This window comes from Thalassospira sp. HF15, assembly GCF_011806525.1.
Lineage (GTDB): Bacteria > Pseudomonadota > Alphaproteobacteria > Rhodospirillales > Thalassospiraceae > Thalassospira.
The window spans coordinates 94,484-109,667 of the sequence record NZ_JAAVKI010000003.1 but is presented as its reverse complement, the minus strand read 5'-3'; the positions used below and the strand labels follow the sequence as shown (position 1 = coordinate 109,667).

Annotated in this window: 14 protein-coding genes; 7 read left to right on the top strand and 7 right to left on the bottom strand. The window is 55.2% G+C overall.

Going from position 1 to position 15,184, the window contains the following annotated elements:
- Positions 1-45 precede the first annotated feature (45 nt).
- The 3 genes from HED22_RS07080 to petA are packed head-to-tail and all read right to left on the bottom strand — an operon-like array spanning position 46 to position 2,649.
- Positions 46-825, bottom strand: coding sequence for a cytochrome c1 (locus HED22_RS07080; protein WP_167720597.1), 780 nt, complete (start codon positions 823-825; stop codon positions 46-48).
- Positions 818-2,086 (bottom strand): cytochrome b N-terminal domain-containing protein, encoded by a 1,269-nt coding sequence (locus HED22_RS07075; protein ID WP_167720595.1) that lies wholly within the window; start codon positions 2,084-2,086, stop codon positions 818-820. The genes HED22_RS07080 and HED22_RS07075 overlap by 8 nt, the downstream gene beginning before the upstream one ends.
- An 11-nt stretch (positions 2,087-2,097) precedes the next feature.
- Complete coding sequence (gene petA, locus HED22_RS07070) at positions 2,098-2,649, bottom strand: ubiquinol-cytochrome c reductase iron-sulfur subunit (RefSeq protein WP_167720593.1); 552 nt, start codon at positions 2,647-2,649, stop codon at positions 2,098-2,100.
- Positions 2,650-3,259: 610 nt separating this feature from the next.
- Here petA and HED22_RS07065 point away from each other — a divergent pair.
- The 4 genes from HED22_RS07065 (at position 3,260) to hemF (ending at position 6,305) form a co-directional block, all read left to right on the top strand.
- Positions 3,260-3,856 carry a TetR/AcrR family transcriptional regulator gene (locus tag HED22_RS07065; protein WP_167720591.1) on the top strand — a complete coding sequence of 199 codons (597 nt, stop codon included), beginning with the start codon at positions 3,260-3,262 and terminating at the stop codon, positions 3,854-3,856.
- A 179-nt stretch (positions 3,857-4,035) separates the two neighbouring features.
- On the top strand, positions 4,036-4,728 hold the full coding sequence (locus HED22_RS07060; protein WP_167720589.1) for a type 1 glutamine amidotransferase domain-containing protein: 693 nt from the start codon (positions 4,036-4,038) through the stop codon (positions 4,726-4,728).
- A gap of 231 nt (positions 4,729-4,959) precedes the next feature.
- On the top strand, positions 4,960-5,433 hold the full coding sequence (locus tag HED22_RS07055) for a tRNA (cytidine(34)-2'-O)-methyltransferase (RefSeq protein WP_167720587.1): 474 nt from the start codon (positions 4,960-4,962) through the stop codon (positions 5,431-5,433).
- Positions 5,430-6,305, top strand: a complete 876-nt coding sequence (hemF, locus tag HED22_RS07050) for an oxygen-dependent coproporphyrinogen oxidase (RefSeq protein ID WP_167720585.1) — start codon at positions 5,430-5,432, stop codon at positions 6,303-6,305. The genes HED22_RS07055 and hemF overlap by 4 nt, the downstream gene beginning before the upstream one ends.
- A 135-nt stretch (positions 6,306-6,440) precedes the next feature.
- Here the strand turns inward: hemF and HED22_RS07045 are convergent, their stop codons facing one another.
- A complete protein-coding gene (locus HED22_RS07045; protein WP_167720582.1) occupies positions 6,441-7,340 on the bottom strand; it encodes a LysR family transcriptional regulator in 900 nt (299 codons plus the stop codon).
- Positions 7,341-7,526: 186 nt separating this feature from the next.
- Here HED22_RS07045 and HED22_RS07040 point away from each other — a divergent pair, with 186 nt between their 5' ends.
- Entirely contained in the window at positions 7,527-8,144 is a 618-nt protein-coding gene (locus HED22_RS07040; protein ID WP_167720580.1) for an FMN-dependent NADH-azoreductase, read from the top strand.
- 102 nt (positions 8,145-8,246) lie between these two features.
- Here the strand turns inward: HED22_RS07040 and speB are convergent, their stop codons facing one another.
- Positions 8,247-9,197, bottom strand: a complete 951-nt coding sequence (gene speB, locus HED22_RS07035) for an agmatinase (protein ID WP_167720578.1) — start codon at positions 9,195-9,197, stop codon at positions 8,247-8,249.
- Between the two features lie 94 nt (positions 9,198-9,291).
- Entirely contained in the window at positions 9,292-10,179 is an 888-nt protein-coding gene (locus HED22_RS07030) for a LysR substrate-binding domain-containing protein (protein WP_175581157.1), read from the bottom strand.
- Positions 10,180-10,424: 245 nt separating this feature from the next.
- On the opposite strand from HED22_RS07030, the gene betC reads away from it, so the two are divergent.
- The gene (gene betC, locus HED22_RS07025; RefSeq protein ID WP_167720576.1) at positions 10,425-11,939 is read left to right on the top strand and encodes a choline-sulfatase; all 1,515 of its coding nucleotides are present in this window, start codon (positions 10,425-10,427) and stop codon (positions 11,937-11,939) included.
- Between the two features lie 207 nt (positions 11,940-12,146).
- The gene (locus HED22_RS07020; RefSeq protein ID WP_167720574.1) at positions 12,147-13,796 is read left to right on the top strand and encodes a BCCT family transporter; all 1,650 of its coding nucleotides are present in this window, start codon (positions 12,147-12,149) and stop codon (positions 13,794-13,796) included.
- 308 nt (positions 13,797-14,104) lie between these two features.
- Here the strand turns inward: HED22_RS07020 and HED22_RS07015 are convergent, their stop codons facing one another.
- Entirely contained in the window at positions 14,105-15,025 is a 921-nt protein-coding gene (locus HED22_RS07015; protein WP_167720572.1) for a hypothetical protein, read from the bottom strand.
- Between the last annotated feature and the right edge of the window lie 159 nt (positions 15,026-15,184).

Sequence of the window (15,184 nt, the reverse complement as noted above, 5' to 3'; positions counted from 1 at the left end):
CACCCGAAGGTGGCCTGTTTCAGTATCGGTCTTGATCACAACGTCCTAGTGTTCGACGTCGCGCCAGATCTTGCGTTTGACCGCATACAGCATCGCGGTCAGCACGATCAGGAACAGGATCACTTTCATGCCAAGCGCTTTGCGGGCTTCAAGTTCCGGCTGTGCCGTCCAGTTCAGGAAGGCCGCAATGTCACGGGCATGCTGTTCCAGGGTCATCGGCGTTCCATCGGTGTACTCGACCGCTTCATCATAAAGCGGCGGTGCCATGGAAATCTGATGGCCCGGGAAGTAGTGGTTGTAATACTTGCCGTCTGCAAGGTCGAAGCCTTCAGGGGCTTCTTCCTCATAGCCGGTCAGCAGGCCGAACACATAGTCCGGGCCACCCACACGTGCCTTGTTCATCAGCGAAAGATCCGGCGGAATTGCCCCGCCGTTCGAAGCGGCAGCTGCCTTTTCGTTCGGGAACGGGGACGGGAAGTAATCAGCCGGGATGCCCGGACGGTCGAACATGTCGCCGTCGTCATTCGGACCATCCACGATGTCATACTCCGCTGCAATCGCCTTGATCTGGTCTTCGTTGAACCCGATGCCTTCAAGGTTACGGAAGGCAATGAAGCGCAGGCTGTGACAGCCGGCACAAACGTTCTTGAAGACCTGGAAGCCACGCTGCAGCTGGGCACGGTCATAGGTGCCAAACAGACCCTGCCAGCTCCAATCCTGTGCCGCGGGTGCCGGCTGATCGCCGCCGGCAGCCTTGGCTGCACCGCCAGTGAATGCGGTTACCGCGAAGGCGGCAGCAATTGCGGTCAGTGCGAACTTACGCATTTGCACCCTCCTTCAAAACAGATTCACTGATGCTTGCTGGCAGTGGTTTGGTTCGTTCAAGTTTTCCAACCAATGGCATCACCACAAGGAAGTGCACGAAATAATACAGCGTCGAAAGCTGACCCATCACGATGACCTTCAGACCCGGAATACCCAGGAAGTAGTCATCCGGTGCCTTCGCCCCGCAATAGCCGAGGATGAAGGTGTCGATGACAAACAGCCAGAAGAACCATTTGTAGACCGGACGGAATTTCGAGCTGCGAACCTTCGACGTATCGAGCCACGGGATCACGAACAGGATCACGATCGAGGCAAACATCGCCAGCACGCCAAGCAGTTTTGCCGGAATGCCAAAGATGGTGAAGTCGATCGAACGCAGGATCGCGTAGAACGGCAGGAAGTACCATTCCGGAACGATGTGCGGCGGCGTGACCAGCGGGTTCGCCGGAATGTAGTTATCCGGGTGACCGAGATAATCCGGTGCAAAGAACACAAACGCCGAGAAGAAGATCAGGAATACGCCCAAACCGTACAGATCCTTGATCGTGTAGTACGGATGGAACGGAATGCTGTCTTTCGGCGTCTTGATTTCAACGCCGGTCGGGTTGTTCGACCGCACGCTGTGCAGCGCCCAGACATGCAGGACAACAAGGCCCAGAATGACGAACGGCATCAGGTAATGCAGCGAGAAGAACCGGTTCAGCGTCGGGTTATCAACCGAGAAACCACCCCAAAGCCAGGTCACCAGCGGATCGCCAATGATCGGGAAGGCAGAGAACAGGTTGGTAATAACCGTTGCACCCCAGAAGGACATCTGGCCCCACGGCAGGACATAGCCCATGAACGCGGTCGCCATCATTGCCAGAAGGATCAGGATACCGATCCACCACAGCATTTCACGCGGTGCTTTGTATGACCCGTAATACAGGCCACGGAAGATGTGAATGAACACAACGATGAAGAACATCGATGCGCCGTTCATATGGATATAACGGATCAACCACCCGTAGTTCACATCACGCATGATGCGTTCGACAGATTCGAACGCCATGCTGGTGTGCGGGGTGTAATTCATCACCAGGAAAATCCCGGAGAGGATCATCGTCACCAGAACAAACCCGGCCAGGGAACCGAAGTTCCACATATAGGACAGGTTTTTCGGTGTCGGATATTCGTATGCAGAGTGGTGCAGCATGGAGATGACCGGAAGACGGTCGTCAACCCACTTGACCACTTTATTGTTCCACTGAGGTGCGCTCATCTACCTGCTCCTTACCCGATCCGGACCGATGTGTCGGTCAGGAATTCGTATTCCGGAACGACAAGGTTCAACGGCGCGGGGCCGCGGCGGATACGGCCCGACGTATCATAGTGCGAGCCATGGCATGGGCAGTACCAGCCATCATAATCACCACGGGTTTCGCCTGTGGCCGTGCCCATCGGAATGCAACCCAGATGGGTGCAGACGCCGACAACAATCAGCCACTCTTTCTTTTCGACACGCGCGTCATCCGTTTGCGGATCAACGAGTTCGTTCAATGCGACCTCTTCGGCCTCATTGATTTCGCGTTCGGTACGATGGCGGATGAAGACAGGTTTGCCTCGCCACATGACCTTAATTGCCTGCCCAACCGGGATGTTGGCCAGATTAACCTCAACCGAGGCAAGTGCGAGAACGTCCTTGGACGGGTTCATGCTGTCCACGAACGGCAACAACGCGCAACCAACGCCGACGGCGCCGACTGCTGTGGTCGCCAAGGTCAGGAAATCCCTGCGGTTCTCGTCCGGCTGGTGTTCGCCGGAGGAATGCACCGTTTGCGACATAATTAATCCCTCTTTCTGCCCCCAAAACAGGCATGCGGAATGCCAAACCAAGACTTAGGGCATACATGTTTACATTCCCTTGATGGAAATCAAACATTCATGCCGCCAAAAGCCCTTAGGCCTGTTTGTGGGTCCGTATACTAACAAAAAATCAGTTTGTTAAGGAGAACTTGGAGTTGCAATTTGTTTGCATTCAACTGGATCATCCGGTTTCGCGCTGCACAATTCGGTAAAATCTAGCGCAATTGCAGGTATCCCGCCCTTTATGCGCCAGACACTTGCGACTTTTATACGTCCTATTCCAAAAAAGTCTAATAGGGGCATCTTTCCGTAATTTTATAACATCGGCGGCTTATCCGATCTTCGACGCAAAGCGATTCTGACACCACCAGATTTATTTTCCGGTCTGTTTTGTGCCGGCATCGGATTGGATTGTTTCGCCGATGTGCCGTCTATCAAGCCGTCCCTGGCCGCAAAGGGCCGGGGCCATGTTGCGATGACCTGCGGCGGTGGCCTTAAAACCGGCAGGTTTCCACGGGGGCGGAATACCTTTTTCCGAAAGTGACTCTTTTACTAGACGACTGGTCTATTTTTCGTTACAACGCCTCTTATGAACAAACAGACCAAACATACCGACGCCCGGCAAGGTCTTCTCGATACCGCTCATACCCTCATGAGCGGCAAGGGGTTCTCTGGCGTTGGCCTCAGTGAAATACTGGCAGCGGCAGAAGTCCCGAAGGGGTCGTTCTACCACTACTTTTCGTCAAAGGAAGTTTTTGGCGAGGAGTTGCTGCGCCGGTATTTCGACAATTATCTCGCGGCGATGGATGATCTGTTTAGTCAAAAGAACCTTACAGGGGCAGAGCGCCTTGATTGCTACTGGCAAAACTGGATGGAAACGCAAACCGCATCCGATGCCCAAAGCAAATGCCTCGTGGTAAAGCTGGCGGCCGAAGTCGCCGACTTGTCTGAGGCAATGCGTGAGGTCCTGCTTGATGGCACCAAAAAGATCGTCAAGCGCATCGCTGATGCCATTGACGATGCTGTTGCCGATGGATCTCTCAGCGTGGATGAAGACAGTTTATGGCTTGCTGAAACGCTCTATCAATCTTGGCTCGGTGCAAGCCTTTTGGCCAAGATTACCAAGAACGACGCGCCTTTGCAGGCTGCCTTGGCAGCTACGCATCGAACTCTCAATGTGAAGTAGGCGTTAGGATGATGCCAGGAGGCGTATTCTTGCCGCGCAAGAACTAGGCGACCGGTCTATTAGTTGGGGAAAGCACTCCAATCGGGGCCGCGTTCAAAACACAAACCTGAAACTTCAGGACTCGACTCTGGGCCAAGTTTGGCCTGCCACACAGATGAAATCTCGAAAGGATTTTAAAGATGAAAGTACTCATGGTTCTGACGTCGCACGACAAACTGGGAAACACTGGCCTGAAAACCGGTTTCTGGCTCGAAGAACTCGCAGCCCCTTATTATGTCTTCAAGCAGGCCGGTGCCGAAATCACCCTTGCGTCGCCAAAAGGTGGCCAGCCGCCACTTGATCCCAAAAGTGACGAGCCCGACTTCCAGACCGATGACACCCGTCGCTTCCAGAAAGATTCCGAGGCCCTCGACGCCCTTGCCAATACGGTAAAGCTCGCCGATGTGTCCGTGGAAGATTTCGATACCGTGTTCTATCCGGGTGGTCATGGTCCGCTTTGGGATCTTGCCGAAGATCGCACCTCGATCAACCTGATCGAAGGCTTTCACGCTGCCGATAAACCGGTTGCACTTGTTTGCCACGCACCGGGTGTCTTGCGCCATGTAAAGGCACCGGACGGAACCCCGCTGACCCGTGGCAAAAAGGTCACCGGCTTTAAAAACACCGAAGAAGATGCCGTGCAGTTGACCGATGTTGTGCCGTTCCTTGTTGAAAACATGCTCAAGGAAACCGGCGCGGTCTATTCGGCGGGTGACGATTGGGGTTCTTATGTCGTGCAAGACGGCATGTTGATCACCGGCCAGAACCCCGGCTCCTCCAAAGAGGCCGCTGAACTGTTGCTGTCTGTCGTAAAACAGACCAAGGCTACCTGATAACGGCCTATGCCGTGATCCCCCGTGCGAGAGACCAACTGATCGGGCAGCGCTTGCGCTCTACCGCGAAAAGACGTCTCTCGCACGGGCGGGGCATGCAGGGATTTTGCCAAAAGGCGAACTCGGATTTTTTTGGAGCTTTTTCTTGCGGGCAGGCTAAAAGGATGGGAACAGGTGTTTTCAGGATAAAGCACCACATCCGCCAATTGCCTGGGCAAGCTATAGGGCCGCATGAGAATCTGTTTGTTCGAACCTGATATCCCGCAAAACACCGGCACCATCCTGCGCATGGCCGCGTGTTTTGGCCTGCCGGTCGATATCATTGAACCGTGCGGGTTTCTGTTGACCTCGGCCGCTCTTAAACGTGCTGGGATGGATTATCTTGCAAAGGCCAGTTATATACGCCACGCCGATTGGCGCGATTTTGTCGCCGCACGCGAAAACCGAACGGTGCCGGGGCGTCTGGTTTTGCTCACGACCAAGGGGGCCGAACCCTATTGCGATTTTGAATTTCGCGCTGATGATATCCTGATGCTGGGCTCGGAAAGCAAAGGGGTCCCCGATCAGGTTCATGAGTATGTCGATGCCCGCGTCGTCATTCCCATGCAGCCCGAAATGCGATCGCTTAATGTTGCCATGGCAACCGCTATGACACTGGGCGAAGCGCTCAGACAAACAAACAGTTTTCCAAAGAGGGTGGAATGAACAGCACGGACGAAAACCTGATCGAACAGCACAAGGAAACCGCCCGTCTCTGGTTCCGGCAGCTGCGCGATGACATCTGTGCCAGTTACGAGGCCCTCGAAGACAGCTATGAAGGACCGCTTTCTGACCGCGCACCGGGGCGTTTCGAACGCACCGTATGGGAACGCGGCGAAGGTGAGGGCGCCAGTGAAGGCGGTGGCGAAATGTCGGTCATGAAGGGCCGGGTGTTTGAAAAGGTCGGGGTCAATATCTCGGTCGTGCATGGCGAATTTTCCGAAAAATTCCGCAAGGAAATCCCGGGTGCCGATGAAAACCCGAACTTCTGGGCTGCGGGCATTTCACTGGTTGCCCATCCGTGCTCGCCCCATGTTCCGGCCGTCCATATGAACACCCGCCACATCGTTACCACCAAGGCATGGTTTGGCGGTGGGGCCGACCTGACCCCGGTCTTCCCGCAAGACAAAGATACCGCTGACTTCCATGGTGCGCTCAAGTCCGCCTGTGATGCCCATGGCGATGACTATTACGACCGCTTCAAAAAATGGTGCGATGAATATTTCTGGCTGCCACACCGGGGTGAGCCGCGCGGGGTTGGCGGGATTTTCTATGATTATCTTGATGCTGACTGGGATGCGGACTTTGCCTTTACCCAGGATGTCGGGCGTGCGTTCCGCGACATCTATCCCGAACTGGTCAAACGCCATTACAACAAACCCTGGACGGATGACGAACGCCGCGCCCAACTGATCAAGCGCGGTCGCTATGTCGAGTTCAACCTGCTCCATGATCGTGGCACCCGCTTTGGCCTGATGACCGGCGGCAACACCGAAGCCATCCTGATGTCACTGCCGCCCGAAGCCAACTGGCCTTAAGGCCTCACACCATCATTCCCGCGCAGGCGTTAAACTCGCTCAACACGGCTAGTGGCTATTGATCTTCCGGCGACATTTCGCCCAGGTGTTGTCGCATCCACATGACCTCGTCGGATGCGCCATCTGGCCCGCGCGCTAGGAAATCGGGCGTTGCTTGATGTCTTGAAGTAACCATCTTCCTGCGGGTCCGGGTTCCTTGCCCGACAAGTGTGCGGCATAAATTGTAAGCATCTCTTCTGGCGCTGCCACGTCTTCTGCCAGACTAAGCTTCACAAGTTTGCGTGTCGCCAGTGCCTCGGCCACAAGGTGCTCGGGCATGCGGCACCAGCCAAATCCCGCCAGCAAGAAATCCATGCGTCGTCCAAGATCGACAAAGCGCCAAGGTGCAGCCCCGGTGATGCCATAGCGCGCACCATCACGATCCACGGGATCTGACAGAACCAGTTGAATATGTTGTTCGATATCGACCCGATTGATCGGCCGATCCAGCAGTGCAAGTGGATGGCCCGTCGCGACAACTGGTATCAATCTGGTTTTAAACAGCGGGGTTGCGATCACATCCTCGGGGACGGTTGGCAATAACAGGCATATCGCAACCGAGACATCACCGCTGCGCAGTCTGCGTAACGCGCCGCCAAGGCCTTCGGTCGAAAAACTGATGGGCAGATTGGGATGGCGTTTGTGCAAATCGCGCAGACTGTCGATAAGCGGGGCAGACGGTACCAGCGGATCAATTGCGACACCAAGTTCCGGCTCAAGTCCGGTGCGTGTCCCCGCGGCCACGGCCTCAAACCGTTCGACGCTCGACAGCACAGCCTTGGCTTCAGCCACCAGAACACGTCCAACTTCGGTCAGTTTTGGCCGATGCCCGCTGCGATCAAAAAGAAGCACACCCTGCACGTCTTCCAGTGTCGCGACTGATTGACTGATGGCCGATTGCGCGCGGTTCAATTTCCGCCCGGCAGCTGAAAAACTCCCAGTCTCGGCAATACAGGTCAGAACCCGTAACTGATCAAGGCTAAGATTTCCAATCATAATCTATCACCAAAACAGATGGACTTTATCAATTTTATATCACTTCCGGTGAAGTTTTCAGAGACTTATCTTCGCCTCGACCCGGCACCGTATCCGTTGCGCAAAACGGTGTTCTGGTTCTCATGCCGAAAGACCCTGCCAAAGGCTTTCGCTTTGGTTGACAGTTCATCACCACAGGAAAATACAATGTCAAAACTTCTTGTCATCGAAGCCAGCCCGCGTGGTGCTTCGTCCGTTTCTCGCAACCTGATGCAAAGCTTTGTTTCCAATTGGAAAACGGCACATCCCGGCGGCGAAGTTCTTGTGCGCGATCTGGTCGAAACATCAATGCCGCATATCTCCATGCCCTGGCTGGCGGCATATTTCACCCCGCCCGAAGCACAAACGCCCGAAATGAAAGATGCCTTGAAGCTGTCTGATGAACTGGTTGCGGAACTTCTGTCGGCTGATGAAATTGCGATTTCAACGCCAGTTTATAATTACAATATCCCCTCTAACCTCAAATCCTGGGTCGATCATATCGTGCGCAAGGGCATCACACTGGGGTTCGATGGCGCTGGTCTTGTTACTGGTGTCAAAGCATCCCTGATCGTGGCATCTGGCGGTACCTACGGCGAAGGTTCACCGATTGCGGATCGTAATATTGCCCCGCAATACATGAAGCTGCTTCTTGGTGTTATCGGCATTACCGATGTGACGGTCATTCATGGCGAGGCGGCCAAAAATGTTGATATGGGCGAAACCTCGATGGCGGATTTCATCGCAGCCCATACCGACAGCCTGATCAAGGCTGCGACAGTTTGACAGGAATGCGCGGAAAGAGGGGAAGGTGGGCCAATCTGGCCTAAGAATTGAGAGACTCCCGCAAATGCGGGAATCTCTCGACGTGAAGCTCGATCCTAACCCCTACTTCCGCGCGGCAAAAATCCGCCCTATGGTATTAAGCAGGATCTGCGCGGCCAGAATGCTGGTCGATCCGGTCTGATCATAATCAGGGGCCACTTCGACCAGATCAATGCCGACAATGTCGCCACGCTTCGCCAGACCTGCGATGATTTCCAGCACGTCATAATACAGGAACCCGCCATGGCTGGGTGTGCCGGTGCCGGGCGCGATGGACGGATCAAACCCGTCAATATCAATGGTCAGGTAATACCGCTTTCCAGCCGGAATACGCTCCAGAACGCCTTCAACGCCAAGGGCACGGACTTGTCGCACAGACAAAATGTCCGAGCCCTGTTCACGGGCATAGTCATAGCCCTCCTTGGCGGTCGAGGACACATTGCGAATGCCAAGCTGGGTCATGCCCGTCACCCACGGCTTTTCAATCGCGCGGCGCATCGGGTTGCCATGACCATTGCGCACCCCGTGGCGCTCATCAACGAAATCGAGATGGGCATCAAACTGCACCACATGCACGGGTTCCTGATCGGAAAACGCATTGATGCAGGGAATATTGATCGAATGATCGCCGCCCAGAACAACGGGCAGGGCACCGGCCCCCAAAATCTTGCGCACGCCAAATTCGATATTGGCGTGGCTGTTGATCGTGTCGGTATGAATGATATCGGCGTCCCCAATATCGACCATCCGGACCCCTTCAAGATAGGTCACGTCATCTTCATGGTCATAGGCCCCGGCATGGCCAAAGGCAAAAAGTGTCGATGCCTCGCGAATGCCGCGCGGCCCAAACCGCGCACCCGATCGCCACTGGGTGCCAAAATCAAATGGTGCGCCAAGGATGGCGACATCGGCATCAATCGCATCCCAGTTTTCGATATAAGGACTTTTGGAAAATGTCGAAATCCCGACAAATGGCAGGTTCAACCGCCCGCTGTTATAGCCATGCTCAGACATAAAAAATCCCCTGTCGAATGTGGTGTGCGCAAGCCCCCACTCTAGGGGATATGTTTCCCCGATTGCAGCAAATAATTCAGGGTCTTGGCGGAAATCAGGTCTCGTTGATCAACCAATCAAGGAGTGTTGTGGTGGTCTGATTGCTGACCGAGTTACCGGGCACCATCCAGTATCCGCGATCCGCCCGGCTGACTTCGCGCCCGACCGCAACAAGGCTTCCTTGTTCAAGATGGGGGTCAACCAACCCTCGCCAGCCAAGGGCAACCCCCTGTTCGGCAAGGGCAGCCTGAATGACAAAGCCATAGGAATTAAGCCCAAGGTCGCCTTGGGCCGGTTTGCGTGTAATGCCATGATCGGCAAGCCAGCTTTCCCACGTCAACCAACGTGATTTTCCGTCCACTTCAAGATGCAATAACGGCGCGCGCGCAAAGTCTGCCGGATCATCAAACGGACCAAAGCGCTCCAGAAAGCCCGGCGTGCAAACCGGCACCACCCGTTCGGGGATCAGAAGCTGTGCGGTATCGGGAAAATCATCTGCCGCCCCGAATAACATCGCCGCATCGGTTTCGCTGGCCATTGCGTCATCAAGGCCCTGGGATGCGATGATATGCACTTCGGCCTCGGGATGTAGGCGGCGGAAATCAGTCACACGTGGCATCAACCAGAAGGCCGCAAAGCCGAAATCAGTGAAGATCCGCACCGCATGATCCTTTGTGGATCGCTGCGTATCACGCGCGGCTTTGTCGATGGTTTCCACACTGCTTTGAACGGCCTCAAACAGGATTTCGCCCGCATCGGTCAGCCGGCTGCCGCCTTGGGAACGATGCAGCAGGGATACGCCCAGCTGATCTTCGATCCGCTTGATCTGATAGGTCACCGCAGGCTGGCTCAGGCCCAGTTCATTGGCGGCCCGCGTCAGGCTGCCAAGCCGCCCAACAGCTTCAAAAATTCTCAGCCAGCCAATGTCGAGCGGTCTTTGCATTATAAAAATTCTTTATGGAAGTGATTAAAAAACACCGGGTTTCTTTGAGTAATGATTTGTGGATTTAATGTCGGTCACGCGATCAAGGTCAAGCGGAATTAAAAGAAGACCCGATAAATGACACCCGAAAAGGGGCTGGGTTTGCGCTGGCTTTGTCTCGCACCAAACGACCCAGGGGTGCTTTCTTGTCAATACTGCCGTCCCGGTGATCGGCGGATTGCACCCTGTGAAGGAGTGCAGAATAAATGACGTCCCCGAATATCCTGATCCTGATGGCCGACCAGTTAAACGGAACCCTGTTTCCTGACGGTCCGGCCGATTTCCTGCATACGCCCCATTTGCGTAAGCTCGCCGAACGTTCTGCGCGTTTTCGCAACTGTTATACGGCATCGCCTCTGTGCGCGCCGGGACGGGCGTCGTTTATGGCCGGTCAGCTGCCCAACCGCACGCGGGTTTATGACAACGCGGCCGAGTTTGCCTCAGACATTCCGACCTATGCCCACCATCTGCGTCGCGCGGGATACTACACCTGCCTGTCGGGCAAGATGCATTTCGTCGGCCCCGATCAGCTGCACGGGTTTGAAGAACGCCTGACAACCGATATCTATCCGGCCGATTTTGGCTGGACCCCGGATTATCGCAAACCGGGTGAACGGATTGACTGGTGGTATCACAATCTGGGGTCCGTGACCGGGGCCGGGATCGGCGAGATTTCCAACCAGATGGAATATGATGACGAGGTTGCCTATAACGCGACGCATAAGCTTTATGACCTGTCGCGCGGTCATGATGAACGTCCCTGGTGCCTGACGGTCAGCTTCACCCATCCGCATGATCCTTATGTCGCGCGCAAGAAATTCTGGGATCTTTATGAAGATTGCCCGGAACTTGAACCCAAGATCGCGCCGTTTGATTTCGACGATCAGGACCCGCATTCAAAGCGGCTGCTTGAAGCCAGCGACCACACGGCCTTTGACATCACAAAAGAAGACGTCAGACGGTCCCGTCAGGCCTATTTCGCCAACATCTCCTACATCGATGACAAGATCGGTCAGATCATGGAGGTGCTTGAAACCACCCAGCAGCTTGATAACACCATCATCGTCTTTGTCTCTGATCACGGCGACATGCTGGGCGAACGCGGCCTGTGGTTTAAAATGAGCTTCTTCGAAGGCTCGGCACGGGTGCCGCTGATGATGGCCGGGCCGGGAATTTTGCCGGGCCTTTATACTGACCCGGTCTCAAGCCTTGATGTCACCCCGACCGTGGCCGATCTCGCCGGTATTTCGATGGCAGAGGTCCAGCCTTGGACAGATGGCATGTCGCTGTGTTCGATGCTCGGCGGCAAGGCACGCACCGAGCCGGTCCTGATGGAATATGCCGCCGAGGGGTCCTATGCCCCGCTGGTCTGCATTCGCGAAGGCAAATTGAAATACACGTACTGCACGCTTGATCCCGAACAGTTGTTTGATCTGGAAGCCGACCCGCAAGAACTCACCAACCTTGCTGGCGATCCGGCTTATGCCGACCAGCTTGAAGCTTTTCGTGCCCAGCGCGTGGCGCGCTGGGACATGGATGCGTTTGATGCGGCTGTGCGCGAAAGTCAGGCGCGACGCTGGATTGTTTATGAATCGCTTCGCAACGGCTCCTACTTCCCGTGGGATTACCAGCCGCTGCAAAAGGCATCCGAACGCTATATGCGCAATCACATGGATCTTAACGAGGTCGAAGAAAAACAGCGCTTCCCGCGAGGGGAGTAAGAAGCAGCGTCGGTCGGCCATGTGGGACGGCTGGCCGGCGCTGCCTCAACTCTTTTGCCAGACTACCGCGCCACCCAGCGACCAGAGTACGAGACGACAAAAGTGCCTAATCAACACCGCCTCGCAGTCCGGCTCGGGTACGGACCGCATGTTTGATCACGGGGCATAAACAACGAAAAGTTGGGTACCCGAAACAGTGAGGTAAGCATGGACGACAAAATGAAGGTGGGGCCGCTTGGGCCCTTCCCCCGTGTCAGCAAGCCGGTCTTTTCCGTATCGGCGATCCTGATTTTGGGGTTCATCATATTCGGCGCGGTCTTTACCGAAACCGCCGGGGCGCTGTTCTCAGCCGCGCAATCCGTGATCGGCAACTATTTCGGCTGGTTCCTGATTATTGTGGCCAATCTGGCCGTGGTGGTCAGTCTGTATCTTGCCATCGGGCCGTATGGCCGGGTGCGTCTGGGACGTCAGACCGACAAGCCGGAATATGGTCTGTTTTCTTGGACGGCGATGCTGTTTAGTGCCGGCATCGGCATTGGGTTGCTCTATTGGGGGGTGGCCGAACCGCTTTATCACTATTTCGCGCCACCCATGGCCGAACCCGAAAGCATCGCGGCCGCCGAACAGGCGATGACGATATCGTTCTTGCACTGGGGCATTCATGGCTGGGCGCTCTATTGCATTGTCGGTCTGTCGCTGGCCTATTTCCATTACCGCAAGGGATTGCCGCTTTCGATCCGCTCCGCCCTGTATCCGATCATTGGCGAACGCATTTACGGCACCTGGGGCCACGTTGTTGATATTCTTGCTGTGTTTGGCACCATGTTTGGCATCGTCACGACCCTTGGTCTTGGTGTCATGCAGATCAGCTCGGGCCTGAATTCGTTGTTTGGTATTCCCGACACGATGCCGGTTCAGATCATTCTGATTGCCATCATTACCGTGTTTGCGACCATTTCGGTCATGGCGGGCCTTGATGGGGGCATCAAGCGGATCAGTAACCTCAACATCCAGCTCAGCTTTGTGTTGCTGGCCTTTGTCCTGATCTTCGGGCCGACCCTGTTTGTCTTTGACAGCTTTGTTGAGAATGTCGGCAACTATGTCAGCAGTCTGGTCCAGATCAGTTTCTGGAGCGAAGCCTACACCGACACGAACTGGCAGACCGGCTGGACAATCTTCTATTGGGCATGGTGGGTTTCGTGGTCACCGTTTGTCGGCATCTTCATCGCCCGTATTTCGCGGGGCCGCACGGTACGCGAATTCACCCTTGGTGTATTGTTCATCCCGGTCTTCATTCTGTTCTTCTGGTTCACTGCTTTTGGCGGGGCAGCGATCCATATGGAAATGGTCGGTGATCCCGGCCTGATCGAGGCCACCAAGGCAAGTTACGGCAGTGCGATCTTCAAACTGCTTGAATTCATGCCGCTAACCAAGTTTGTCACGACCGTGGTGATTGTCATGATCGTGATCTGGTTTGTCACCTCGTCAGACAGCGGGTCGTTTGTCATCGACATGCTGACCGCAGGCGGCGACGCCAATCCGCCACGCATTCAGCGTCTGTTCTGGGCCACGACCGAAGGCGTGATTGCCGCGGTTCTGCTGGTGGCAGGCGGCTTATCGGCCTTGCAGGCCGCAGCGGTGGTGGCGGGCTTCCCGTTTGCTGCCGTGATCCTGGTGATGATGTATGGGTTGCTACGCGGCCTTGGGCGAGATTCCCTTGTGCTCTATCGCTACACGCAATGGTACGAGACCGAGCACGAGGCGGAACACAACCTGCCCAATGCCTATGTCGACGAAACCGAACTCCCTGATGTTCACCCGGGGCCGTCGATCACCACACCAAGGCATGCTGAATAGGCACGCCAACGCCCAGACATTCTTGCCAGAATGCGAAGCGGACCGTCCGGAATATCCGGGCGGTCCGTTTTTCGTGGTCGCTTGCCGCACAGCGGTTTCTGTACTTGTGGTAATTGGTATGAGGATTGATTTTCGGTATTCCGGTGCGCGGGCCCGACCTTTGACAAGCTGGCCAACTGCCTGCCTTCAGCAAAGAAAATTGGCAGGCAGATGTTGACGTTTCACGAGCGTGCAACGTGGATTTAAATCCTCATACAATTATGAATGTGGGTGGCCGACCGATACACAAACACCGCCGGATGGGTGCCTTAATGTGATGGTTTTTCTGGTTCCGCGGCTGTCGGATCGTCGGGGGCGTTTAAAATGCGCCAGTCCTTGACACGTTCATTGATGATCCCGCTATTGACCAGACACTGGTGGATAAATCCACTGCGGTGCAGGGCTTTAAGGCCGGTATCAAGGGCCGCGACGATCTTTTCCGCATCGGGCAGGTGACGCGAGACCATGAAATGCTGGCTGCCGGGCAGGACAACCTTAACACCGTGCAGGGGGTACAAACGTATCCCGAAGTATTTCCGTGCCATGTCGGGCTCGGATGAAAATTCAAGCAGGGTGAAATCCGCGCGTCCGGCATTGATCAAGGCAGACATTTGCAAGGTGGTCGGGGCGCTGATCAGGCTTTTGGGGCGAAGGCTTTGAAGCACTTCCCAATCCAGTCGCCAGGTGCGGATGGAGACTGCCCTCATTTGGTGGACATCTGAAATCGGGGTTTCTGCGCGGGCGTGCAAGGTTTCCTGACTGACATAGACCCCTTTCTGAAACTCGCCGTTGCGCATGATTGGTGCGGATTTAAGGACATTCTGGGCGGGATCGATATTGAACCCCCAATCCGATTTGATGTCGGCGATGCCATCAATGATCATTTTGCGGCTGCGCTCGGAATTTGGCGAGGGAACGGCTTTGACAATCGCCTGCAGACCACCGGTTTTCAGGGCTTTCTGCAAGATCGAATAATTCACGAGTGACGCATTGCCGGGGGAGCCCTTAAGGCACAAACGGCAGTCGGGACGGCTGTCACGCTGACAGTACTGTACCACTGCAAAATCGCTCTCGCGCACCGGAAGGCGGATATCAACAAGACTGCGCGCCTGCGTCTGACGGGGCTGCAAGGCGAGGGTGATCAGAAACAACGCGAAAAGGATTTTGATCGCGCTCGAAAGCTGGTTCATGGCAGAATCCGGCGGTCGTTTTTCCATCCGATATCTCAATGCCCAGTCCACTTTTACCCGGCATTCAAATCGCTTTTTTTAACCGCGTTAATCTGGAGTTGAACTTCGCGGCGTCTCTGTAGGGTATTTGAATTTAACGCACTGTTTCACGTAAAAAGC

What these genes read in the sequence shown, in the direction of transcription:
- HED22_RS07030 (WP_175581157.1), bottom strand. Translation starts at nt 10,179, where the DNA reads ATGCAAAGACCGCTCGACATTGGCTGGCTGAGAATTTTTGAAGCTGTT.
- HED22_RS07020 (WP_167720574.1), top strand. Translation starts at nt 12,147, where the DNA reads ATGGACGACAAAATGAAGGTGGGGCCGCTTGGGCCCTTCCCCCGTGTC.
- HED22_RS07075 (WP_167720595.1), bottom strand. Translation starts at nt 2,086, where the DNA reads ATGAGCGCACCTCAGTGGAACAATAAAGTGGTCAAGTGGGTTGACGAC.
- HED22_RS07045 (WP_167720582.1), bottom strand. Translation starts at nt 7,340, where the DNA reads ATGATTGGAAATCTTAGCCTTGATCAGTTACGGGTTCTGACCTGTATT.
- HED22_RS07015 (WP_167720572.1), bottom strand. Translation starts at nt 15,025, where the DNA reads ATGAACCAGCTTTCGAGCGCGATCAAAATCCTTTTCGCGTTGTTTCTG.
- HED22_RS07080 (WP_167720597.1), bottom strand. Translation starts at nt 825, where the DNA reads ATGCGTAAGTTCGCACTGACCGCAATTGCTGCCGCCTTCGCGGTAACC.
- hemF (WP_167720585.1), top strand. Translation starts at nt 5,430, where the DNA reads ATGAACAGCACGGACGAAAACCTGATCGAACAGCACAAGGAAACCGCC.
- speB (WP_167720578.1), bottom strand. Translation starts at nt 9,197, where the DNA reads ATGTCTGAGCATGGCTATAACAGCGGGCGGTTGAACCTGCCATTTGTC.
- betC (WP_167720576.1), top strand. Translation starts at nt 10,425, where the DNA reads ATGACGTCCCCGAATATCCTGATCCTGATGGCCGACCAGTTAAACGGA.
- HED22_RS07060 (WP_167720589.1), top strand. Translation starts at nt 4,036, where the DNA reads ATGAAAGTACTCATGGTTCTGACGTCGCACGACAAACTGGGAAACACT.
- petA (WP_167720593.1), bottom strand. Translation starts at nt 2,649, where the DNA reads ATGTCGCAAACGGTGCATTCCTCCGGCGAACACCAGCCGGACGAGAAC.
- HED22_RS07055 (WP_167720587.1), top strand. Translation starts at nt 4,960, where the DNA reads ATGAGAATCTGTTTGTTCGAACCTGATATCCCGCAAAACACCGGCACC.
- HED22_RS07040 (WP_167720580.1), top strand. Translation starts at nt 7,527, where the DNA reads ATGTCAAAACTTCTTGTCATCGAAGCCAGCCCGCGTGGTGCTTCGTCC.
- HED22_RS07065 (WP_167720591.1), top strand. Translation starts at nt 3,260, where the DNA reads ATGAACAAACAGACCAAACATACCGACGCCCGGCAAGGTCTTCTCGAT.